Origin of the sequence: Streptomyces blastmyceticus, from assembly GCF_039521185.1 — a bacterium.
In the GTDB taxonomy this organism is placed as follows: domain Bacteria; phylum Actinomycetota; class Actinomycetes; order Streptomycetales; family Streptomycetaceae; genus Streptomyces; species Streptomyces blastmyceticus.
Window position 1 is genome coordinate 1 of record NZ_BAAABW010000001.1, and the last position, 18,078, is coordinate 18,078.

An 18,078-nucleotide genomic window follows, 5' to 3' on the forward strand; every position below is an offset into this window, starting at 1 on the left:
GCCCGTCCGGCGTTTGAGGACCGGGGTCTGGGGCGGAGCCCCAGTTCGGGAAGGGGCGGGGTGGGGAAAAGGCCCGCCGCAGGCGCCACGGACCCGCACCCAGAGCCGCGCCCGCCTACGCGGCATACAGCTCGCGCAAGAGGTCCAGCCGGCCCCGTGACTCCTCATCGGCCGGTGTGTAAGTGAGAAGCTTCGCGCCCGCGTTCGGCCCCAGCCACAAGCTCGTGTAGTCGAGGCGCAGCAGCCCCACCCGCGACTGGCGAAACGCCCTCGTCCGTTCGGCGAAGCGGAGGACCTCGTGCCGGTCCCAGATCTCGCGGAACTCCGGTGATTCGTCCTGGAGCCGCTTGAGCAGGCACTTCCAGGCCGGATCCGCGAGGTTTTCGGCCATCGACGCGCGGAACTTGGCGGCCATGACCCGGACCGACTCGTCGCGGTCGACGAGGCTCGCGCGCCACTCGGGGTTCATGAAGGCGAGCCACATGCAGTTGCGCTCCTCCCGGGGGAGGGTGTCGAGGTCGCACATCAGGTGCCCGTAGGGGCGGTTGTACGCGAGGATGTCGTACCGCGCGTTCTGCACGCAGGCGGGGAACGGCTCCAGCTGATCCAGCATCAGGCGGACCGAGGACGGCACCCCGGCGCACTCCGTGTCCGGCAGGGGGTCGGTCGAGTTCGCGAGGGCGAAGAGGTGGCTGCGCTCGCCCCGGTCGAGCATGAGCGCGCGGGCGATGGCGTCGAGCACCTGCGCGGAGACCTTGATGTCGCGCGCCTGCTCCAGCCACGTGTACCAGGTGACGCCGACGGCGGCGAGGTGGGCGACCTCCTCGCGGCGCAGGCCCGGGGTGCGGCGGCGGGGTCCGCGCGGCAGGCCCGCCTGTTCGGGGGTGATGCGCTCGCGGCGGCTGCGCAGGAAGGCGGCGAGTTCGCATCGCCGTACGTCGTCCGCCGTACGCGCCGGGGCGGCGGGTCCCCGCTCGTGCACCATCGTGGTCATGGCTCCAGGATGCCGGACTCCCCAGCCGGTTGGCAGGTAGTTCTTGTACCAGGATAAGGACACTCTGGTACCCGGCTGAGCGAGTGGGCATCGTCTCCTGTGTGAGCGAAACCCGAATACCCCCGATTGCCCCGGCGGCCGTCGCCGCCACCACGGAACCGAGCCCTGCCCTCAGTCCCCTGGGACTCTTCACGGTGCTCATCGGCGCGGCCCTGCCGATGGTCGACTTCTTCATCGTCAATGTCGCCCTCCCCACCATCGACCACGATCTGCACGCGGGCCCGGCGCTGCTGGAGATGGTGGTGGGCGGCTACGGCGTCGCGTACGCCGTCCTGTTGGTGCTCGGCGGCCGGCTGGGCGACATGGTCGGCCGCAGGCGGCTGTTCCTGTGGGGTACGGCCGCCTTCGGGGTGACGTCCGTGGCGTGCGGGCTGTCCCCGGACGCCTGGACGCTGGTCGCGGCCCGGGTCGCGCAGGGCGCCGCGTCCGCGCTGATGCTGCCCCAGGTGCTGGCCACGATCCAGGCGACGACGCGCGGCGCGCGCCGTACCAAGGCGCTGAGCCTGTACAGCGGCACGGCCGGGATCGCCAGCGCGGTCGGCCAGGTGCTCGGCGGCGTGCTGGTCTCCGTCGACATCGCGGGCACCGGCTGGCGGTCGATCTTCCTGGTGAACGCGCCGGTCGCGGTGGCCGCGCTGCTGCTGGCGGTGCGTACGGTGCCGGAGACGCGCTCGGAGCACCCGACGCGGGTGGACGGGTGGGGCACCGTCCTGCTGTCGCTGACGCTGGTGTCGCTGCTGCTGCCGCTGACGGAGGGCCGGGCGGCGGGCTGGCCGGTGTGGTCGTGGGCGCTGCTGGCCGTCTTCCCGGTGGCGGCGGTGGCGTTCCTGCTGGTGGAGCGGGGTGAGGAGCGGGCCGGGCGGACACCGCTGGTACCGCCGTCGCTGCTGCGGATCCGCTCGGTGCACAGCGGGCTCGCGCTGCTCGTGCCGTTCTCGCTCGGCTGGGGCGGCTTCATGTTCGTCCTCGCGGTGGCGCTCCAGGAGGGGCTGCGGCTGGGTCCGATGGCCGCGGGGCTGGCGCTGGTGCCGATGTGCGTGACGTTCTTCGCCGGTTCGCTGCTCGGTCCGCGGCTGGCGGCGCGGTACGGGCGGCGCGCGGTGACGGCCGGGACGCTGATCCAGGCCGTGGGGCTGCTGGGCGTGGCCGCGACCTTCTACTGGGGCTGGGACGGCCTGGGCGCATGGGGCCCGGGGCCCGCGCTGGCCGTGCAGGGGCTGGGCCAGGGGCTGCTGCTGCCGCTCACGCTGCGGGTCGTGCTGAGCGAGGTGCCGGTGGCGCAGGCGGGGGTCGGCGGCGGGGTGATGGTGACCACGCAGCAGTCGTTCATGGCGCTGGGAGTGGCCACGCTGGGGTCGCTGTTCCTCTCGCTGTCCCCCTCGATGGGGATGCGGGACGCGCTGGCGGTGACGTTGGCGGTGCAACTGGTGGCGGTGGCCGTGTCGGTCCTGCTGAGCCTGCGACTGCCGCGCACGATGGCCTGAAATCGCCCCTAGGGGTCTCCAAAGCCGGGGATCGAGGGGCGGAGCCGACACATGGACTGACAGATATTGAAATCTGTCAGTCCATGTGCCACTCTTCTGGTGTCCCCCCGTACCTCCGTAAAAGGAGTCCCCCGTGCAGCACCGCACCCTCGGCACCACCGGCCCCCAGGTATCCGCTCTCGGCCTCGGCGCGATGGGCATGTCCGCCCTTTACGGCGACGCCGACCGCGCCGAGTCGATCGCCACGATCCACGCCGCCCTCGACGCGGGCGTCACCCTGATCGACACCGGCGACTTCTACGGCATGGGCCACAACGAACTGCTCATCAACGAGGCGCTGCGCACCGCCCCCGCGGGCGCCCGCGAGCGGGCCCTCACCAGCGTCAAGTTCGGTGCCCTGCGCACCGTCGAGGGCGGCTTCACCGGAGTCGACGGCAGCCCCAACGCCGTGAAGAACTTCGCCGCCTACTCGCTCCAGCGCCTCGGCACCGACCACATCGACGTCTACCGCCTCGCCCGCCTCGACCCGAACGTCCCGATCGAGGAGACCGTCGGCGCCATCGCGGAGCTGGTCGAGGCCGGGCACGTCCGGCACATCGGCCTCTCCGAGGTGAACTCCGAGACCATCCGCCGGGCCGCCGCCGTCGCCCCGATCTCCGACCTCCAGATCGAGTACTCCCTGATCTCGCGCGGCATCGAGGACGACATCCTGCCCACCGTGCGCGAACTGGGCATCGGCGTCACCGCGTACGGCGTGCTCTCGCGCGGCCTGATCAGCGGCCACTTCACCCGCGACCGGCAGCTCGCCGCGAACGACTTCCGCGGCATGAGCCCGCGCTTCCAGGGCGAGAACCTCCAGCACAACCTGGACCTCGTCGACGCGCTCCGCGCGGTCGCCGAGGCGAAGGGCGCGACCGTCGCCCAGACCGCCATCGCCTGGGTCCTCTCGCGCGGCGAGGACATCGTCCCCCTGGTCGGCGCCCGCCGCCGCGACCGCCTCACGGAGGCGCTGGGCGCGCTCGACCTCAAGCTGGAGGCGGCCGACCTCGCCGCCATCGAGCGGGCCGTCCCGGCCGGCGCGGCGGCGGGCGACCGCTACCCGACGGACCAGATGGCACACCTCGACAGCGAGAAGTGAGCGGGTACGGTCACTACGGGGGCTCCCCGCGCCCCCGTCCCTCACCGAAAGGCCGTACGCCCCGATGCCGCCCGAGACCCTGACCCCCGCCCGCATCCTCGAAACCACCGAGGACGTGCTGCGCCGCTACGGCCCGGCCAAGGCCACCGTGGTCGACGTGGCGCGGGCCCTGGGGGTCAGTCACGGCAGCGTCTACCGCCACTTCGGCAGCAAGGCCGCCCTCCGCGAGGCGGTGACCCAGCGCTGGCTCGACCAGTCGCACACCGCGCTGTCCGCCTTCGCCGACGCGGAGGGCCCCGCCGAGCCGCGCCTGCGCGAGTGGCTCGCCGGGCTCTTCGCCGCGAAGCGGCACAAGGCGGGCGACGACCCCGAGCTCTTCGCCACCTACATGGTCCTCGTCGGCGAGAACAGCTCCGTCGTCGACCGGCACATCGAGACGATGATCGAGCAGCTCGCCCGGATCGTCTCCGGCGGAGTGCGCGACGGCGACTTCCTCGCCGTCGACCCCGCGCCCACGGCCCGCGCGATCTGGGACGCGACGAATCGCTTCCACGACCCGGCGTATGCGGCGGAGTGGTTCCGCCCTGGGATCGACGCGGCGTTCGAGGCGGTCTGCGATCTGGTGCTGCGGGGGTTGCGGTCGGCTTGAACCTGCGGGCTCGTCCTCAAACGCCGGACGGGCTGAGTTCAGCCCGTGGGGGCACCTCCCAGCGGTAGCTGGGGGAGATTGAGGACAGCGCGCGAAGCGTGCTCCGGGGTCTGGGGCGGAGCCCCAGGAGTGTCACCGATGCGCACCCGCCGACGTATAGCCGCACTTCACCGCCGTGCCGAGCAACTGCCCGAGAAGCCCCGGATAGAGCGCCTCCAGATCCTCCAGGCGCAATGAGTTGAAGCAGCGGGTGCCCTCCGACCGGACGCGAAGCACCCCCGCTTCCCTGAGGATCTTCAAGTGGTGGGTCATCGTCGACTTGGCGATGTCACCGCCCAGTTCCCCCGCCGTGCGTTCGCCACCGTCCGACAGCGCCACGGCGATGCCGAGCCGAGTGGCGTCGCTCAGCGCGAACAGCACCTCGGGCAGGTGGATGTTCTCGGGCTCTGGGTGGAAGTAGCGGCGCACCCCTCCAGGATGGCACGGCCGGTCGTACGCGGATCGGCCGGATTTCCTCCCCGGGCTTGCCATGGAGACGCATTTACTGATCATGTACCTATGTACCGCGACCATCGTACATAGGAGAGCAAGTGAAACTCGTCTACCTCCTCGGGCTCGGCGCCTTCGCGCTCGGGCTCGACGCCTATGTGACGGCCGGTCTGTTGCCGGTGATCGCCGACGACTTCGGCTCGTCCGTCTCCGCGACGGGCCAGATGGTCACCACGTTCACCCTGGCCTACGCCATCGCATCCCCGGTCTTCGCCACCCTGCTCTCCGCGTCCCGCGTGCGCGTCGGGCTCCTGGGCTCCCTCGCTGTCTTCGCCCTCGCCAACGCCGGCAGCGCGCTCGCCGGGTCGCTCCCGGTGCTGCTCGTCACCCGCGCCTTCGCGGGCGTCGGCGCCGGTCTCTATCTGGCGCTCGCCGCGGCGGCCGCCGCCTCACTGGTGGACAAGGAGCGGCGGGGCCGCGCCCTCGCCGTGATCATGGGCGGCATGAGCTCGGGCACGGTCCTCGGCGTGCCCGCCGGTGTCTTCATCGCCGACCACAGCGGCTGGCGCACCACCCTGTGGCTGGTGACCGCCATCGGCCTCGTCTCCTTCGCCGGACTGGCCCTGCGGCTGCCGGCCCTGCCCGCCGCGGCGTCGGTGTCGCTGAAGCAGCGCGCCCAGGTCGTCACGGACCCGAGGGTCGCCTCCATCGTCGGCGTCTCCTTCTTCGCCGCGGTCGCGAGCCTCGGCCTGTACACCTATTTCGCACCGGTCATGGAGTCCGAGAGCATGGGCGGGGTGGAGGGCATCACCCCGTACCTGTGGGCCTGGGGCATCGGCGGCGTGGTGGGCAGCGTCCTCATCGGCACCCTCGTGGACCGGGTCCGCCGCCCCTACACCCTCGTCGTCGGCATCCTGACCCTGCTGGTCCTGGCCCTGCTCGCCGTCCGCTTCACGGCGTCGATCCACCCGCTCGTCGCGCTCGCCCCGATCGCCGTCTGGGGCGCGGTGGGCTGGGCCCTCCAAGTGCCGCAGCAGAACGACCTGTTGGAGGCCCGCGGGGAGAAGGGCGGCCCGGTGGCCGTCGCCCTCAACGAATCCGCCCTCTACCTGGGCAGCGCGGTCGGCTCCGGCCTGGGCGGCGTGGCCTTCTCCCTCGGCTGGGACGGCTCGGTGCTCCCCCTGTGGGCGGCGGGCGCGGCACTGATCGCCTTGCTGCTCCAACTGACCGCGGTCCGCGCTTCGGTGACCCGCCGCGAGAAGACGACACCTGCCATGGCCCTCACGGGCGCGAGCGACTGAGCCGCCCTGCCCCACCGGCAGGCACCACGGAAGCGCGCTCACCCGCGGTGGTCGAGCAGGGCCCGGCAGATGTGGGCGAGGCTGTCCACATGCTCGGCAGCTGACCGCAGCCCGGCGCCGGGCCCGTCGAGGAGCACGGCGCGGGCACGGGCGAGCGTGAAGCGTCGCATGGCCCAGTCCTTGGTCGTAGGACTCATGGCGGCGGTCTGCGCGTCGACGACGGGCATCAGATCGCGGATGTGCTGCCGAAGCTCCGCTTCGAGCGCTTTGAGGTCTGCGTGCGTCGGCAGTACGTCAGTTGTGACGGCTCGGTCGATGATGCGGTTGATGTGGCCGGCGTCGATGAGGTCGGGCATGGGGGTTCCTCGCCGTTGTGTGCGAACTGGTGCGACGAGGTTAGGGGCGCCGCCCCTGACGGACCCGGACTGTCAGACCGGGTTGCCCAGGAGGCCGGGCGGCAGGTCGACGCCGAGCCGCTCGGCGAGCGCATCGGTCTGTCTGCGGTAGGTAGGGCGAGCCCGACGACGAAGGTCCATCGCCATCTGGCGGGCGAGCGGGCTGTGAGTGATGTCTTCCGGTGCCAGATGCTCCAGGTCGAGCAAGTGCACGAGGACAGCAGCATCCTCCCGCCTCAAGTCGTGACAGCGCGCCAGCTCGAGCGTGAATGTGAACTGGCGCTCGATGGACGGGACTCGGGTGATGTCGACCCGGTCGGCGCACCGGAGCCCCTCTGTGGCCTCACCGGCCAGCATCTCGACGGTCATGGCGTGCAGTTCGACATTTGTGGGACCGAATACGGTCCATGCGACGTTTCCCTCACCGGCCTCCTTCGCTCGGGGAAGAGCTTTGCTTTCAAGCCGCCTGCGAGCTGCCCACCAGTCGCGGCGCCGGGCGACGGCAGTGGCAGCCACCAGTTCGAGAGCCCCCGCCAGGGCGTTCCTGGCCCGGTTCCCCGGGGTGCCGAGAAGATCTTCGGCAGCTTGAGTCGCCACCTGTTCGGCTCCCTCGGGGTCGCCGGACGCAAGGAGGACATGCCCCAGGTTCCAGTGGGCCGCAGCGATACGCAGCGGGTCATCGGCTTCTTCGGCCGCACGGAGGGCCCGGTCGGCGACCAGAAGGGAAAGGTCGACGCGTCCAGTGCGGTGGCAGTACGAGCGGAGCAGCCCGTAGAGGTCGGCCGCAATCCGAAGGATCTCCCGGCGTGCCTGCGGATCCGCACCTGCCCTATGAGCGCGGACGGCATGCTCGGCATCGGCGAGGAGGACGGGCAGGATCTGTGCCGCATCCGTGAAGCGAGTCTTGGAAGACTGCCACATGCGCCACGCGGCCTCGACGCGCTCACGGAGAACCGCTGCGGCGACGACGGGATCCCCACCGTGCACAGTGCCATAGCCCAAGAGGATGCGGGCGCTGCCGGGGGCAGTGCGGCGTGGGTGCTCCGGCTCAGCCGACGGCTGCTGATCGACAAGGGCGGCGACAGGGACACCGATCTCGCGGGCCAGAGCGACGAGAACCTCCAAGGAGGGCGCCTTGCGGCCGCGTTCGATCTGAGAGAGGTAGTCCTCGGTGATGCCGCAGAGGCCGGCGACAGCGGCTTGTGACCGGTTGCCGTTGCGGCGTCGCCAGTAGCGCACGCGCCCACCGACGGACAGTTCACCGGCCATGCCTGCTCCCTGACAACTCGTCCTTCCCACCGCGGATTTCACCGTAGCGCCGCTCATCGCCGAGTACCGGGTTCTCGGCTCCTTCGTGTGACAGCCTTGTCGGACCAACCCGCTACGGGAGGAGCCATATGGGGCCCAGCCGAATCGTGTTGTGGGACATCGACCACACGCTGATCGACACACGCGGCGTGGGCCGCGAGCTCTCCGCGATGGCGTTCGAGCGGGTCACGGGGCGGCCCATGGAGCGGCAGGCCGCGATCGACGGCATCACCGAGGCCGTCATCTTCCGCGAGACGGCGAAGCTTCACGGCCTGCGCACGGACCGCCGGGACTTCGAACGGTTCGCCCACGCCCTGACGGAGGCACACGTGCAGCGAGTGGCGGAACTCCGGGAGCGCGGGCACGCCCTGCCGGGTGCGGCGGCGGCCCTCGACGCGGTGGCTTCGCTGCCGGGTACGGAACAGACCGTCGTCAGCGGCAACGTACGAGCAGTGGCGGAGGTGAAACTCAGGACCTTCGGCCTCGACCGGCACATCCGGTGGGAGTGCGGTGGCTACGGGGAGGACGCGGACGAACGCCCGGCACTCGTACGCCTCGCCCTGGAGCGATCGGGCGTCACCGCCGCGGACGCGGTCCTTCTCGACGACACCCCGGCGGGGGTCCGGGCCGGAGTGGCCAACGGCGTACGGGTGATCGCCGTGGCGACGGGCCGCAGTAACGAGGCGGCTCTACGCGACGCCGGGGCCGGTGCGGTCCTCCCGGACCTCGTGGACACCGACCTGCTGCTGAAGCACCTGGCAGACGTGAAGGGCTGAGGGCCCGGCTCCAGTCAGTTACTGGTCACCGCCGCGCGCGCTTCGTTATGGACAGCCAGGGCCTCGTCCATCGCGGCGCGCCACAAGGGCTGGTCCCGGTCGAGGGTCTGAATGCGCTGCCACGCCCGGCGCATGCGGGCGGCGAGATCCGGGCGGCGTTCGATCTCGATAGCCGTCGCCCACTTCAGCTGGAAGCCCCTGATGGGCCCGAAAGCGCCGGTCTCGGTGGCCATCGTGAACACCGTGTCGCGGTCGGCGTGGAATTCGGGAAGGCGGTCGGGGGCGACGCGGGCGAGAGCCGCCCGCAGGGCGGGGTAGGTGAGGGCGGGTCTCGGGATGCGATCCATGTCGGCGGAGCGGGCACTCATACAGCTTTCCCTCCTACGGTCACAGAAGAAGCCCCCTACCCCACCCCCAGGAACCGCAGAACGGCCAGCACCCGCCGGTGGTCCGCGTCCGCCTTCGGGAGGTCCAGTTTTGCCAGGATCGAGTTGATGTGTTTCGCGACAGCGGACTCGCTCACGAAGAGCGCCGCCGCGATGCCCGCGTTGGAGCGGCCGCCGGCCATGAGTTCCAGGACCTCGCGTTCGCGTGGGGTGAGGCGGTCGAGGGGGTCGCTGTGGCGGCGGAGGAGGAGCTGGGAGACCACCTGGGGGTCGAGTGCCGTGCCGCCGGAGGCGACGCGGTGCAGGGCGTCGATGAACTCCTCGACGTCGGCGACGCGTTCCTTCAGGAGGTAGCCGACGCCTCGTGTATCGCCGGAGAGCAGGTCGGCGGCGTACCGCTCCTCGACGTACTGGGAGAGCAGCAGCACCGCCGTGCCGGGCCACTGGCGGCGGATGACGAGGGCGGCGCGTACGCCCTCGTCCGTGAAGCCGGGTGGCATGCGGACGTCGAGGACGACGAGGCCGGGGCGGTGCTCCTCGACGGCCGTCAACACCGCTTCCGCGTCGCCGACTTCCGCGACCACGTCGAATCCGGCCGTCTCCAGGACCCGCACCAGGCCGATCCTGAGCAGGACGGAATCCTCGGCGATCACGGCGCGCACGGCAGCTCCACAGTCACAACGGTCGGGCCCCCCGTGGGGCTGCTGATCGAGAACGTGCCGTCGACCGAGGCGACGCGCTTGGCGAGCCCGGCCAGCCCGGTGCCACCGGAAGGATCGGCTCCGCCCACGCCGTCGTCGGAGACGACCACGAGCAGTATCCCCCCGAACCGTTCGACCGTGACATCGGCCCGGGACGCCTGCGCGTGCTTGACGACGTTGGCGAGCGCTTCGGAGACCACGAAGTAGGCGACGGCCTCGATGGTCGGGGCGGGCCGGGAGGCGAGGTCGACCTTCAGCCGTACGGGCAGGGGCGCGCGCTCGGCGATGCCGGAGAGGGCGGCGTCCAGGCCGCGGTCCTCCAGGACGGCCGGGTGCAGGCCGCGCACGAGGTCGGACAGCTCGGTGATGGCCTCCTTGGCCTCGCGGTGCGCCTCGTCGATGACCTTGCGGGCGTCCTCGGGGAGGTCCTTCATCGTGGCCTTGGCGAGGCCGAGGTTGACGGCCAGGGAGACGAGGCGCTGCTGGGCGCCGTCGTGCAGGTCGCGCTCGATGCGGCGGCGTTCGGCGTCCGCCGCGTCGACGACGCCCGCGCGGCTCTCGGTGACCTCGGCGACGCGGAGCCGCAGGAGTTCCTCGCGGCTGGGGCCGAGGCGGGTGAGGGCGGCGCGGGTGTCGAGCCGGGCGAGGGCGCGGGAGAGGTACGCCGCGCCGTACAGCCCGGCGACCCCGGCGACCGTGACGTACCCCGCCTGCGTGGCGTAGCCGATGTGCTCGACGCGCACCTCCACCGGCAGGACCCAGATCCAGGCGTAGACCGTGGCGGCGACGGCGGCCACCGCCCACGCCAGCAGGGTCAGCGTGCCGGCGAGGGCGATCAGCGGGCCGACGAACAGGTGGTACTGCACCTGGCGCCAGGCGGCGGGCGAGCGCAGCCACCGCTTGACGCGCTCCGCCCGCGTCGCGCCTCCCACCTCGACGGGCCGGGGGATGTCCACGCCGAGCCGGCCGCGGAAGCGCGCGCCCTGGACCACGGTCAGCACGGGCGAGGCGAGGGCCAGCACGGCGAGCGGGACGAACACGGCGGCCAGCACGCTGAAGATCTCCGTCGGCCCGCCGGGCAGCCACGGCACGGCGAGGACGAACAGGGCGACGGCCTGCACGAGGGCGCCGACGGCCAGGAAGGCGGCGGCCCGGCCCGCGCCGTCGAACGGCTTGAGGAGGATCCGGGGCACGAGGGGGTTTCGCATGCTCTGAACGGTAAGGCCGCAGGTCAGGGGCGGGCCATGGCACTGGTGTCCGACTTGGGGGTGGAGCCAGTACCACTATCGGACGGCTGTACGGAGAAGCGGGCGCGGCTGTCAGCGGACACCGCTACGTTGAGTGGCAACCCGCTCACTCAGGTAAGGAAGGGCATCATGGCAGTCATGGTCGAGATTCCACGCGGGACGGTTCGGGAGATAAGCCCCACCCCGGACCCAGGGGGGTTCGAGGGGCTGTGCCGCGTCCTGGAGAAAATCGAGATGCACCTCCCGGATGGCTATCGATCAGAGATCGTCAGGGGGAGAATCACCGTGTCGCCATGGTCCAAGGGCAAATACCGCCCCGTCCTGGTCAACCTCGTGCGCCAATTGGAGCCGCATACGCCCGAGGGACACCTGGCAGACCGCTCCCCGCTTCTTTTCAGGTTCCCTGACCACAGCAGAAGTTACGGCCCCGACGTCCACGTCTCGGACGAAGAGCTGACCAACATCGACAGCATCCACCTTCCCGGCGAGGCGCTCTCCCTGGTCGGCGAGCTGACGTCCTCATCCACCGCCGACTTCGATCGCCTCGACAAAGTCGAGGTCTACGGCAAGGCAGGGGTGCAGGTGTACGTCCTGGTGGACGTGCTCAACTCGACCGTGACCGTCTACTCCTCTCCGTCAGAGACGGGCTATCGGAGACACACTCAGGTCAAGTTCGGCGACAAGGTCCGGGTCCCCGCACCCTTCGACTTCGAACTCGACACCTCGGAGTGGAAGGCCTGACCCCCACTCGACGGCCTCGGCCCCGCCGCGGCGGGACCGAGGCCGTCCGCCTACCCGGAAAGTCTCAGTCGGCCGACCGGTACGGCGCCGCCGCGTGCTGCGCCGCGTACATCAGGGCGGGCTTGATCTTCGGCCAGAAGTAGCTGTCCTGGCAGGAGTACGCCGGGGTGAACCCGTCGCAGCCGCGCCCGTCGCTGTCCCCGATCTCGATGGTGAAGCTGGCAAGACCGAGCTTGTCGTACGTCCAGTCGTCGGTGCCGCCGGAGGCGTCGTAGAGGATCTCGCCCGCCTGTCCGGACTGGTAGCCGGTGATCGAGCCCATGCGGCCGGCCAGGGCGCGCAGCGCGGCGTCGTTGCCGCTGTGCACGCGGTGGTCGGACTCCCAGGGGAAGAGGACCATGCTGGCGTCGCTGTGGAGGCTGATCATCATGCCGCGGGCGTCGGCGGGTGCGGGGTCGCTGTCGCCGGTGCCGGTGCGGACGGCCGGGTAGAGCTGCCGGAAGAGGCCCTCCAGCGCGGAGTTCTCCGGCTCGGAGTCGGCGGCGGGGCCGAGGTAGACCTCGTTGCAGGGCTGGGTGGAGGTGCCGAGGCCGCCCCAGTGGGAGCCCGCGTTGCGGTTGAGGTCGACGCCTATCTGACCGGTCCAACCGCAGGACGCGCCATGGGAGTCGTCGGCGTTCTTGCGCTGCCATAAGGGGTTGTCGCCGCCGCTCGCGACGATGTCGACGCCGTCGGGGTTGGCGATGGGCACGACCCACATCTCGGTGGTGTCCATGAGCTTGGTGATGTCCGGGTCCTTGCCGTACTGCCCCGTCAGCTCGTCGGTCCAGCGCCAGGACATCTCGCCGGTGGTGAGCTCGCGCGCGTGGATCTGGCTCATCAGGAAGAAGCGGGGCTTGGCCGGGTTCGGGCTGAGCGAGCAGTCGCCGGGCTTCATCTTGGTGATGCAGACGGCCTTGAGGTCGTGGCCGCCCGAACCGGCCTGCTTCAGCCAGGACTTGCCGTACGTGACGACCGTGGCCAGGTCCGGGTGCTGGGCGGCGAGCTGGTCCAGGTGCGCGTAGTGGGCGCCGACGGTGCGGTAGCCGCCGTCGTACGTGTCACCCGCGTCGTCCTTCACCGACTTCTCGGGGACCGGTCTCGGCATCGTGCGGACGGCGGTGGAGGAGAAGCCGAGGCGGCGCAGGCCGTCGCCGGTCGCCGGGTCGCCGAGGACGAAGAGGTGGTCGCCCCGGCGGCGCTCCAGGAGGTCGTACCCGGCGGCGATCAGGGTCTGCGCGTCCTGCTTGTGGTGCGTGGGGACCTCGTAGAGGACCGCGGCGTCACGGCTCTGCGAGGCACCGGCGAGGGCCGTCGTGGCCTGCGGGAGCATGGCCGCCGCGGCCATGACCGTCACTCCGACCGCCAGCCCTGCCAGGCGTTTTCGGGACATGAGGTGGGCCTTTCCGTGTGGGGACGGAACGGGACCGCTGCCGATGCGGAGGCCGACAGGCGGCCGCAGGCGAATAATGCCGTGTTCATGTCACATCCGGAAGGGCGGCGCCGCCTTTTCCGGAAAGCCGAAGGCCCCGGCCCCGCCGAAGCGGGAACCGGGGCCTTCGTACGGAGAGAGGCGTCAGCAGCCCAGCAGACGCGAGCCCAGGTAGCTCTCGATCTGGTCGAGGGAGACGCGCTCCTGCTTCATCGTGTCGCGCTCGCGCACGGTCACGGCGTTGTCGTCGAGCGTGTCGAAGTCGACGGTGACGCAGAACGGCGTGCCGATCTCGTCCTGGCGGCGGTAGCGGCGGCCGATCGCGCCCGCGTCGTCGAACTCGATGTTCCAGTGCTTGCGCAGGTCCGCCGCGAGGCCCTTGGCCTTCGGGGAGAGCTGCGGGTTGCGGGAGAGCGGCAGGACCGCGACCTTGACCGGCGCGAGGCGCGGGTCGAGGCGCATCACGACGCGCTTCTCCATGACGCCCTTGGCGTTCGGGGCCTCGTCCTCGTTGTACGCGTCGAGCATGAAGGCGAGCATGGCGCGGTTGAGGCCGGCCGCCGGCTCGATGACGTACGGGAAGTAGCGCTCACCGGCCTCCTGGTCGAAGTACGACAGGTCCTGGCCGGAGCCCGCGGAGTGCGCCTTGAGGTCGAAGTCGGTGCGGTTGGCCACACCCTCCAGCTCGGAGAACTCGGAGCCGCCGAAGTTGAAGCGGTACTCGATGTCGACGGTGCGCTTGGAGTAGTGGGAGAGCTTCTCGGCGGCGTGCTCGTACCACCGCATGTTCTCCGTGCGCATGCCGAGGCCGGTGTACCAGTCCCAGCGCTGCTGCATCCAGTACTCGTGCCACTGCTCGTCCTCGCCCGGCTTGACGAAGAACTCCATCTCCATCTGCTCGAACTCGCGGGTGCGGAAGATGAAGTTGCCCGGCGTGATCTCGTTGCGGAAGGACTTGCCGGTCTGGGCGATGCCGAACGGGGGCTTCTTGCGCGAGGTCGTCTGCACCTGGGCGAAGTTGGTGAAGATGCCCTGGGCGGTCTCGGGCCGCAGGTAGGTCACCGAGCCGGTGTCCTGGGTCGGGCCGAGGTGGGTGGCGAGCAGGCCGGAGAACTGCTTGGGCTCGGTGAACTGGCCCTTGTTGCCGCAGTTCGGGCAGTTGATGTCGGCGAGGCCGTTCGCGGGCAGCTTGCCGTGCTTGGCCTCGTACGCCTCCTCCAGGTGGTCCGCGCGGTAGCGCTTGTGGCAGGAGGTGCACTCGGTCAGCGGGTCGGAGAAGGTGGCGACGTGGCCGGACGCCTCCCAGACCTCACGGGCGAGGATCACCGACGAGTCGAGACCGACCACGTCGTCGCGCGAGGTGACCATGGAGCGCCACCACTGACGCTTGATGTTCTCCTTGAGCTCCACACCGAGGGGTCCGTAGTCCCAGGCGGCACGCTGTCCGCCGTAGATCTCACTGCACGGATAGACAAAGCCACGGCGCTTGCTCAGGCTGACGATGGTGTCGATCTTGTCGGCGGCCACGGTGCTCTCTTCATTGCGACGACGAACAGCGAATGCTTCAGGTTACCGGCGGCGCCACCCCCCTAATCAAATCGGCTCTGGCCTTGGCTTGACCCGATCGGCCGGGGGACCCGGTTGCGCCCCCTTTGCGAACATGTTGTTGACAATCGTTTCCATTTTTGTTGAAAATGACTGTCATGAACGTAAGCCGCCTCCGCTCCCCCCGAATAACCACCGCCGCCGTCGCCACGGCCGCAGCCCTGGGGCTGCTCACGCTCTCCGCGTGCTCCTCATCCGACGCGGCGGGCAAGGCGGCGGACGGCAGGCTCAAGGTGATCGCGTCGTTCTACCCCATGGAGTTCCTGGCCAAGGAGATCGGCGGCGACCACGTCAGCGTGACCAACCTGACGAAGCCCGGTGTCGAGCCGCACGACCTGGAGCTCAAGCCCAAGGAGACCGGCTCCCTCTCCGACGCGGGCGCGATCGTCTACCTCAAGGGCCTCCAGCCCGCCGTGGACGCGGCGATCAAGCAGTCCGGCAACAAGCACGTCGCCGACGCGGCCTCCCTCACCGCCCTGGAAGAGCACGGCACCGAGGTCGACGGCCACCACCACTCCACCGGCGACAACCACTCCCACTCGGAGGGCGAGGCCGGCCAGGACCCCCACATCTGGCTGGACCCGGTGAAGTACGCCGAGGTCGCCAAGGGGGTCAGCAAGACCCTCGCCGAGGCCGACCCCGACCACCGGGCCGACTTCCAGAAGAACACGGACGCGCTGGTCGAGAAGCTGGACGGGCTGAACCAGAAGTTCACGGACGGCCTGAAGAACCGCGCCTCCGACACCTTCATCACCACCCACGCCGCCTTCGGCTACCTCGCCGAGCGCTACGGCCTCACCGAGGAGGCCATCAGCGGCGTGGACCCGGAGTCCGAGCCCAGCGCCGCCCGGATGAAGGACCTGCACCAGCTGGCCAAGGACCACCACGTCGGCACGGTCTTCTTCGAGACGATCGCCAACCCGGCCACGGCCAGGACGCTGGCCAAGGACCTCGGCGTGAAGACGGACGTCCTCGACCCGCTCGAAGGGATCACCGACAAGTCCAAGGGCGACGACTACTTCGCCGTGATGGAGTCCAACCTCGCCGCCCTCCAGAAGGCGCTCGGCACCAAGTGATGGAGGCAGGCAGCATGGACGGTCAGCCCGTCATATCCCTGCTCGGGGCGACGGCCACCCTGGGCTCGCGCCCGGTGCTGCGCGGCGTCGACCTGACCGTACGGCGCGGCGAGGTCGTGGCGCTGCTCGGCGCCAACGGCTCGGGCAAGTCCACGGCCGTCCGCGCGATCGTCGGCCAGGTGCCGCTCACCGGCGGCGAGCTGGAGCTCTTCGGCACCCCGCGGCGCCGCTTCCGCGACTGGGCCCGGCTCGGCTACGTACCGCAGCGCACCACCGCCGCGGGCGGGGTGCCCGCCACCGTCGGCGAGGTCGTCTCCGCGGGCCGCCTGGCCCGCACCAAGCTCGGCATCATGCGCAAGGCGGACCGTGAGGCCGTCGTGCGCGCCCTGGAGCTCGTCGGCATGGCCGACCGCATCAAGGACTCCGTGGACGCGCTCTCCGGCGGCCAGCACCAGCGCGTGCTGATCGCCCGCGCGCTGGCCGTGGAGCCCGAACTGCTGATCATGGACGAGCCGATGGCGGGCGTCGACCTGGCCAGCCAGGAGGTCCTCGCGACCGCCCTGCGCGCCCAGGTCGAGCGCGGCGCGACGGTCCTCCTCGTCCTGCACGAGCTCGGCCCGCTGGAGCCGCTCATCGACCGCGCGGTCGTGCTCCGCGACGGCTGCGTCGTCCACGACGGCCCGCCGCCGGAGGCCGTGGGCCAGCACGCGCTGCCCGGCCACGACCATGTACACCCGCACGCCGGCCCGGCAGCGGAACCGATACGGACGGGGCTCCTGAGCTGATGGACATCCTCGACTTCGCCTTCATGCAGCGGGCCCTGCTCGCCGCCCTCGTGGTCGGCATCACCGCGCCCGCGATCGGCACCTTCCTCGTCCAGCGCCGCCAGGCGCTGATGGGCGACGGCATCGGCCACGTGGCCCTCACCGGCGTCGGCCTCGGCTTCCTGCTCAACACCAGCCCGGTGTGGATGGCCACCGCCGTCTGCGTGGTCGGCGCCGTGGTGATGGAGCTGATCCGCTCCTACGGCAAGGCGCGCGGCGACATCGCGCTCGCCATGCTCTTCTACGGCGGCATGGCCGGCGGCGTGATGCTGATGAGCCTGTCCTCCAGCGGCTCCAACGCCAACCTCACGACGTACCTCTTCGGCTCGATCACCACCGTCTCGCAGCAGGACATCGTCGCGATCTGCATCCTGGCGGCGTTTGTGATCCTGGCCACCCTGGGCCTGCGCCGACAGCTTTTCGCCATCTGCCAGGACGAGGAGTTCGCCCGCGTCACGGGCCTGCCGGTGCGGCTGCTGAACCTGCTGATCGCGATCACCGCCGCGGTGACCGTCACCGTCGCCATGCGCGTCGTCGGGCTGCTGCTCGTCAGCGCCCTGATGGTGATCCCCGTGGCCGCCTCGCAGCAGATCGCGCGCAGCTTCGCGATGACCTTCGCACTGGCCATCGCCATCGGCGTGCTGGTGACCGTCTCCGGCACCACCCTGTCGTACTACGTGGACGTCCCGTCGGGCGCCTCCATCGTGCTGCTCGCCATCGGCGTCTTCGTCACCCTGACCGTCCTCGCGACCCCCCTGGCGAGGAAGCGCGCCCGGCAGGCCGCGGCGGCGGCCGAGGACGGCTGCACGCTCACGGTGCCCGACGCCCGGCGCCCCGCCGACGACGTACGCGTCTGACGCGGGCGGGCCCCGTGACGCCGCCCCGGACGCGTACAGGTCCGGGACGCGTCTCGGGGCTTACACACCCGGTCCCGCGGGCTGGCACAATTGGCCGTGCGACACGTGCGGATGGGTGTTCAGGCGAGCTTTTGGAGGCAACTGTGGCGACCGCGGGTCCCCCGGTACGCGGCCGGTCCACCAAGCAGCGGGCAGCGGTCTCGGCCGCGCTCGACGAGGTGGACGAGTTCCGTAGCGCTCAAGAGCTCCACGACATGCTCAGACACCGCGGCGCGTCCGTGGGGCTGACCACCGTCTACCGCACGCTGCAGTCCCTCGCCGACGCCGGCGAGGTCGACGTGCTGCGCACCAGCGAGGGCGAGTCGGTCTACCGCCGCTGCTCCAGCGGGCACCACCACCACCTGGTGTGCCGGGTCTGCGGCAAGGCGGTCGAGGTCGAGGGGCCCGCCGTGGAGAAGTGGGCGGACTCCATCGCCGCCGAGCACGGCTTCGTCGACGTCGCCCACACGGTGGAGATCTTCGGCACCTGCGGGGACTGCGCCAAGAAGCAGTGACCCCGCAGGCGGCCGCGGGCCG

19 protein-coding genes are annotated in these 18,078 nt (G+C 70.7%); 10 read left to right on the forward strand and 9 right to left on the reverse strand.

Translation table 11 applies throughout. The features are described 5' to 3' along the window. Positions 1 to 115 precede the first annotated feature (115 nt). The gene (locus ABD269_RS00005; protein WP_301887562.1) at positions 116 to 994 is read right to left on the reverse strand and encodes a helix-turn-helix transcriptional regulator; all 879 of its coding nucleotides are present in this window, start codon (positions 992 to 994) and stop codon (positions 116 to 118) included. A 218-nt stretch (positions 995 to 1,212) separates the two neighbouring features. Between ABD269_RS00005 and ABD269_RS00010 the strand changes: the two genes are divergently transcribed. The 3 genes from ABD269_RS00010 to ABD269_RS00020 all read left to right on the forward strand — a co-directional run bounded on the left by ABD269_RS00010 (position 1,213) and on the right by ABD269_RS00020 (position 4,325). After that, positions 1,213 to 2,538: an MFS transporter gene (locus ABD269_RS00010; RefSeq protein WP_425572806.1), complete on the forward strand. Its 1,326-nt coding sequence runs from the start codon at positions 1,213 to 1,215 to the stop codon at positions 2,536 to 2,538. A gap of 133 nt (positions 2,539 to 2,671) precedes the next feature. Next, positions 2,672 to 3,676, forward strand: a complete 1,005-nt coding sequence (locus ABD269_RS00015) for an aldo/keto reductase (protein ID WP_344114756.1) — start codon at positions 2,672 to 2,674, stop codon at positions 3,674 to 3,676. Positions 3,677 to 3,740: 64 nt separating this feature from the next. Next, positions 3,741 to 4,325, forward strand: coding sequence for a TetR/AcrR family transcriptional regulator (locus tag ABD269_RS00020; protein WP_344114758.1), 585 nt, complete (start codon positions 3,741 to 3,743; stop codon positions 4,323 to 4,325). A 132-nt stretch (positions 4,326 to 4,457) separates the two neighbouring features. On the opposite strand, the gene ABD269_RS00025 is transcribed toward ABD269_RS00020, so the two are convergent. Further along, the gene (locus tag ABD269_RS00025) at positions 4,458 to 4,793 is read right to left on the reverse strand and encodes an ArsR/SmtB family transcription factor (RefSeq protein WP_301887558.1); all 336 of its coding nucleotides are present in this window, start codon (positions 4,791 to 4,793) and stop codon (positions 4,458 to 4,460) included. A gap of 122 nt (positions 4,794 to 4,915) precedes the next feature. Between ABD269_RS00025 and ABD269_RS00030 the strand changes: the two genes are divergently transcribed. After that, positions 4,916 to 6,115 carry an MFS transporter gene (locus ABD269_RS00030; protein WP_344114761.1) on the forward strand — a complete coding sequence of 400 codons (1,200 nt, stop codon included), beginning with the start codon at positions 4,916 to 4,918 and terminating at the stop codon, positions 6,113 to 6,115. A gap of 38 nt (positions 6,116 to 6,153) precedes the next feature. On the opposite strand, the gene ABD269_RS00035 is transcribed toward ABD269_RS00030, so the two are convergent. Beyond that, positions 6,154 to 6,471 (reverse strand): DUF6415 family natural product biosynthesis protein, encoded by a 318-nt coding sequence (locus tag ABD269_RS00035; RefSeq protein ID WP_344114763.1) that lies wholly within the window; start codon positions 6,469 to 6,471, stop codon positions 6,154 to 6,156. A gap of 72 nt (positions 6,472 to 6,543) precedes the next feature. Further along, entirely contained in the window at positions 6,544 to 7,779 is a 1,236-nt protein-coding gene (locus ABD269_RS00040; protein WP_344114765.1) for a helix-turn-helix domain-containing protein, read from the reverse strand. Positions 7,780 to 7,907: 128 nt separating this feature from the next. Here ABD269_RS00040 and ABD269_RS00045 point away from each other — a divergent pair, with 128 nt between their 5' ends. Next, complete coding sequence (locus tag ABD269_RS00045; protein ID WP_344114767.1) at positions 7,908 to 8,594, forward strand: HAD family hydrolase; 687 nt, start codon at positions 7,908 to 7,910, stop codon at positions 8,592 to 8,594. 14 nt (positions 8,595 to 8,608) lie between these two features. On the opposite strand, the gene ABD269_RS00050 is transcribed toward ABD269_RS00045, so the two are convergent. From ABD269_RS00050 to ABD269_RS00060, 3 genes are read right to left on the reverse strand one after another with little or no spacing between them, the layout of a single operon-like run. Beyond that, positions 8,609 to 8,962: a hypothetical protein gene (locus ABD269_RS00050; RefSeq protein ID WP_301887551.1), complete on the reverse strand. Its 354-nt coding sequence runs from the start codon at positions 8,960 to 8,962 to the stop codon at positions 8,609 to 8,611. A 35-nt stretch (positions 8,963 to 8,997) separates the two neighbouring features. After that, complete coding sequence (locus tag ABD269_RS00055) at positions 8,998 to 9,642, reverse strand: response regulator transcription factor (protein ID WP_344114770.1); 645 nt, start codon at positions 9,640 to 9,642, stop codon at positions 8,998 to 9,000. After that, positions 9,630 to 10,889: a sensor histidine kinase gene (locus tag ABD269_RS00060; protein ID WP_344114772.1), complete on the reverse strand. Its 1,260-nt coding sequence runs from the start codon at positions 10,887 to 10,889 to the stop codon at positions 9,630 to 9,632. The genes ABD269_RS00055 and ABD269_RS00060 overlap by 13 nt, the downstream gene beginning before the upstream one ends. Positions 10,890 to 10,925: 36 nt before the next feature. Here ABD269_RS00060 and ABD269_RS00065 point away from each other — a divergent pair, with 36 nt between their 5' ends. Continuing rightward, on the forward strand, positions 10,926 to 11,669 hold the full coding sequence (locus ABD269_RS00065; RefSeq protein ID WP_344114774.1) for a Uma2 family endonuclease: 744 nt from the start codon (positions 10,926 to 10,928) through the stop codon (positions 11,667 to 11,669). Positions 11,670 to 11,733: 64 nt separating this feature from the next. Here ABD269_RS00065 and ABD269_RS00070 read toward each other — a convergent pair whose 3' ends face one another. Then, positions 11,734 to 13,101, reverse strand: a complete 1,368-nt coding sequence (locus tag ABD269_RS00070; RefSeq protein ID WP_344114776.1) for a M14 family zinc carboxypeptidase — start codon at positions 13,099 to 13,101, stop codon at positions 11,734 to 11,736. A gap of 183 nt (positions 13,102 to 13,284) precedes the next feature. Next, positions 13,285 to 14,667: a glycine--tRNA ligase gene (locus ABD269_RS00075; protein WP_116211709.1), complete on the reverse strand. Its 1,383-nt coding sequence runs from the start codon at positions 14,665 to 14,667 to the stop codon at positions 13,285 to 13,287. Between the two features lie 176 nt (positions 14,668 to 14,843). Here ABD269_RS00075 and ABD269_RS00080 point away from each other — a divergent pair, with 176 nt between their 5' ends. The 4 genes from ABD269_RS00080 (at position 14,844) to ABD269_RS00095 (ending at position 18,056) form a co-directional block, all read left to right on the forward strand. Then, the gene (locus tag ABD269_RS00080) at positions 14,844 to 15,821 is read left to right on the forward strand and encodes a metal ABC transporter substrate-binding protein (RefSeq protein ID WP_344114780.1); all 978 of its coding nucleotides are present in this window, start codon (positions 14,844 to 14,846) and stop codon (positions 15,819 to 15,821) included. Between the two features lie 14 nt (positions 15,822 to 15,835). Beyond that, the gene (locus ABD269_RS00085; RefSeq protein WP_344114782.1) at positions 15,836 to 16,606 is read left to right on the forward strand and encodes a metal ABC transporter ATP-binding protein; all 771 of its coding nucleotides are present in this window, start codon (positions 15,836 to 15,838) and stop codon (positions 16,604 to 16,606) included. Further along, positions 16,606 to 17,502: a metal ABC transporter permease gene (locus tag ABD269_RS00090; RefSeq protein WP_301887543.1), complete on the forward strand. Its 897-nt coding sequence runs from the start codon at positions 16,606 to 16,608 to the stop codon at positions 17,500 to 17,502. Before ABD269_RS00085 ends, ABD269_RS00090 begins: the two co-directional genes overlap by 1 nt. A 143-nt stretch (positions 17,503 to 17,645) precedes the next feature. Further along, positions 17,646 to 18,056 carry a Fur family transcriptional regulator gene (locus ABD269_RS00095; RefSeq protein WP_301887542.1) on the forward strand — a complete coding sequence of 137 codons (411 nt, stop codon included), beginning with the start codon at positions 17,646 to 17,648 and terminating at the stop codon, positions 18,054 to 18,056. Positions 18,057 to 18,078: the final 22 nt, after the last annotated feature.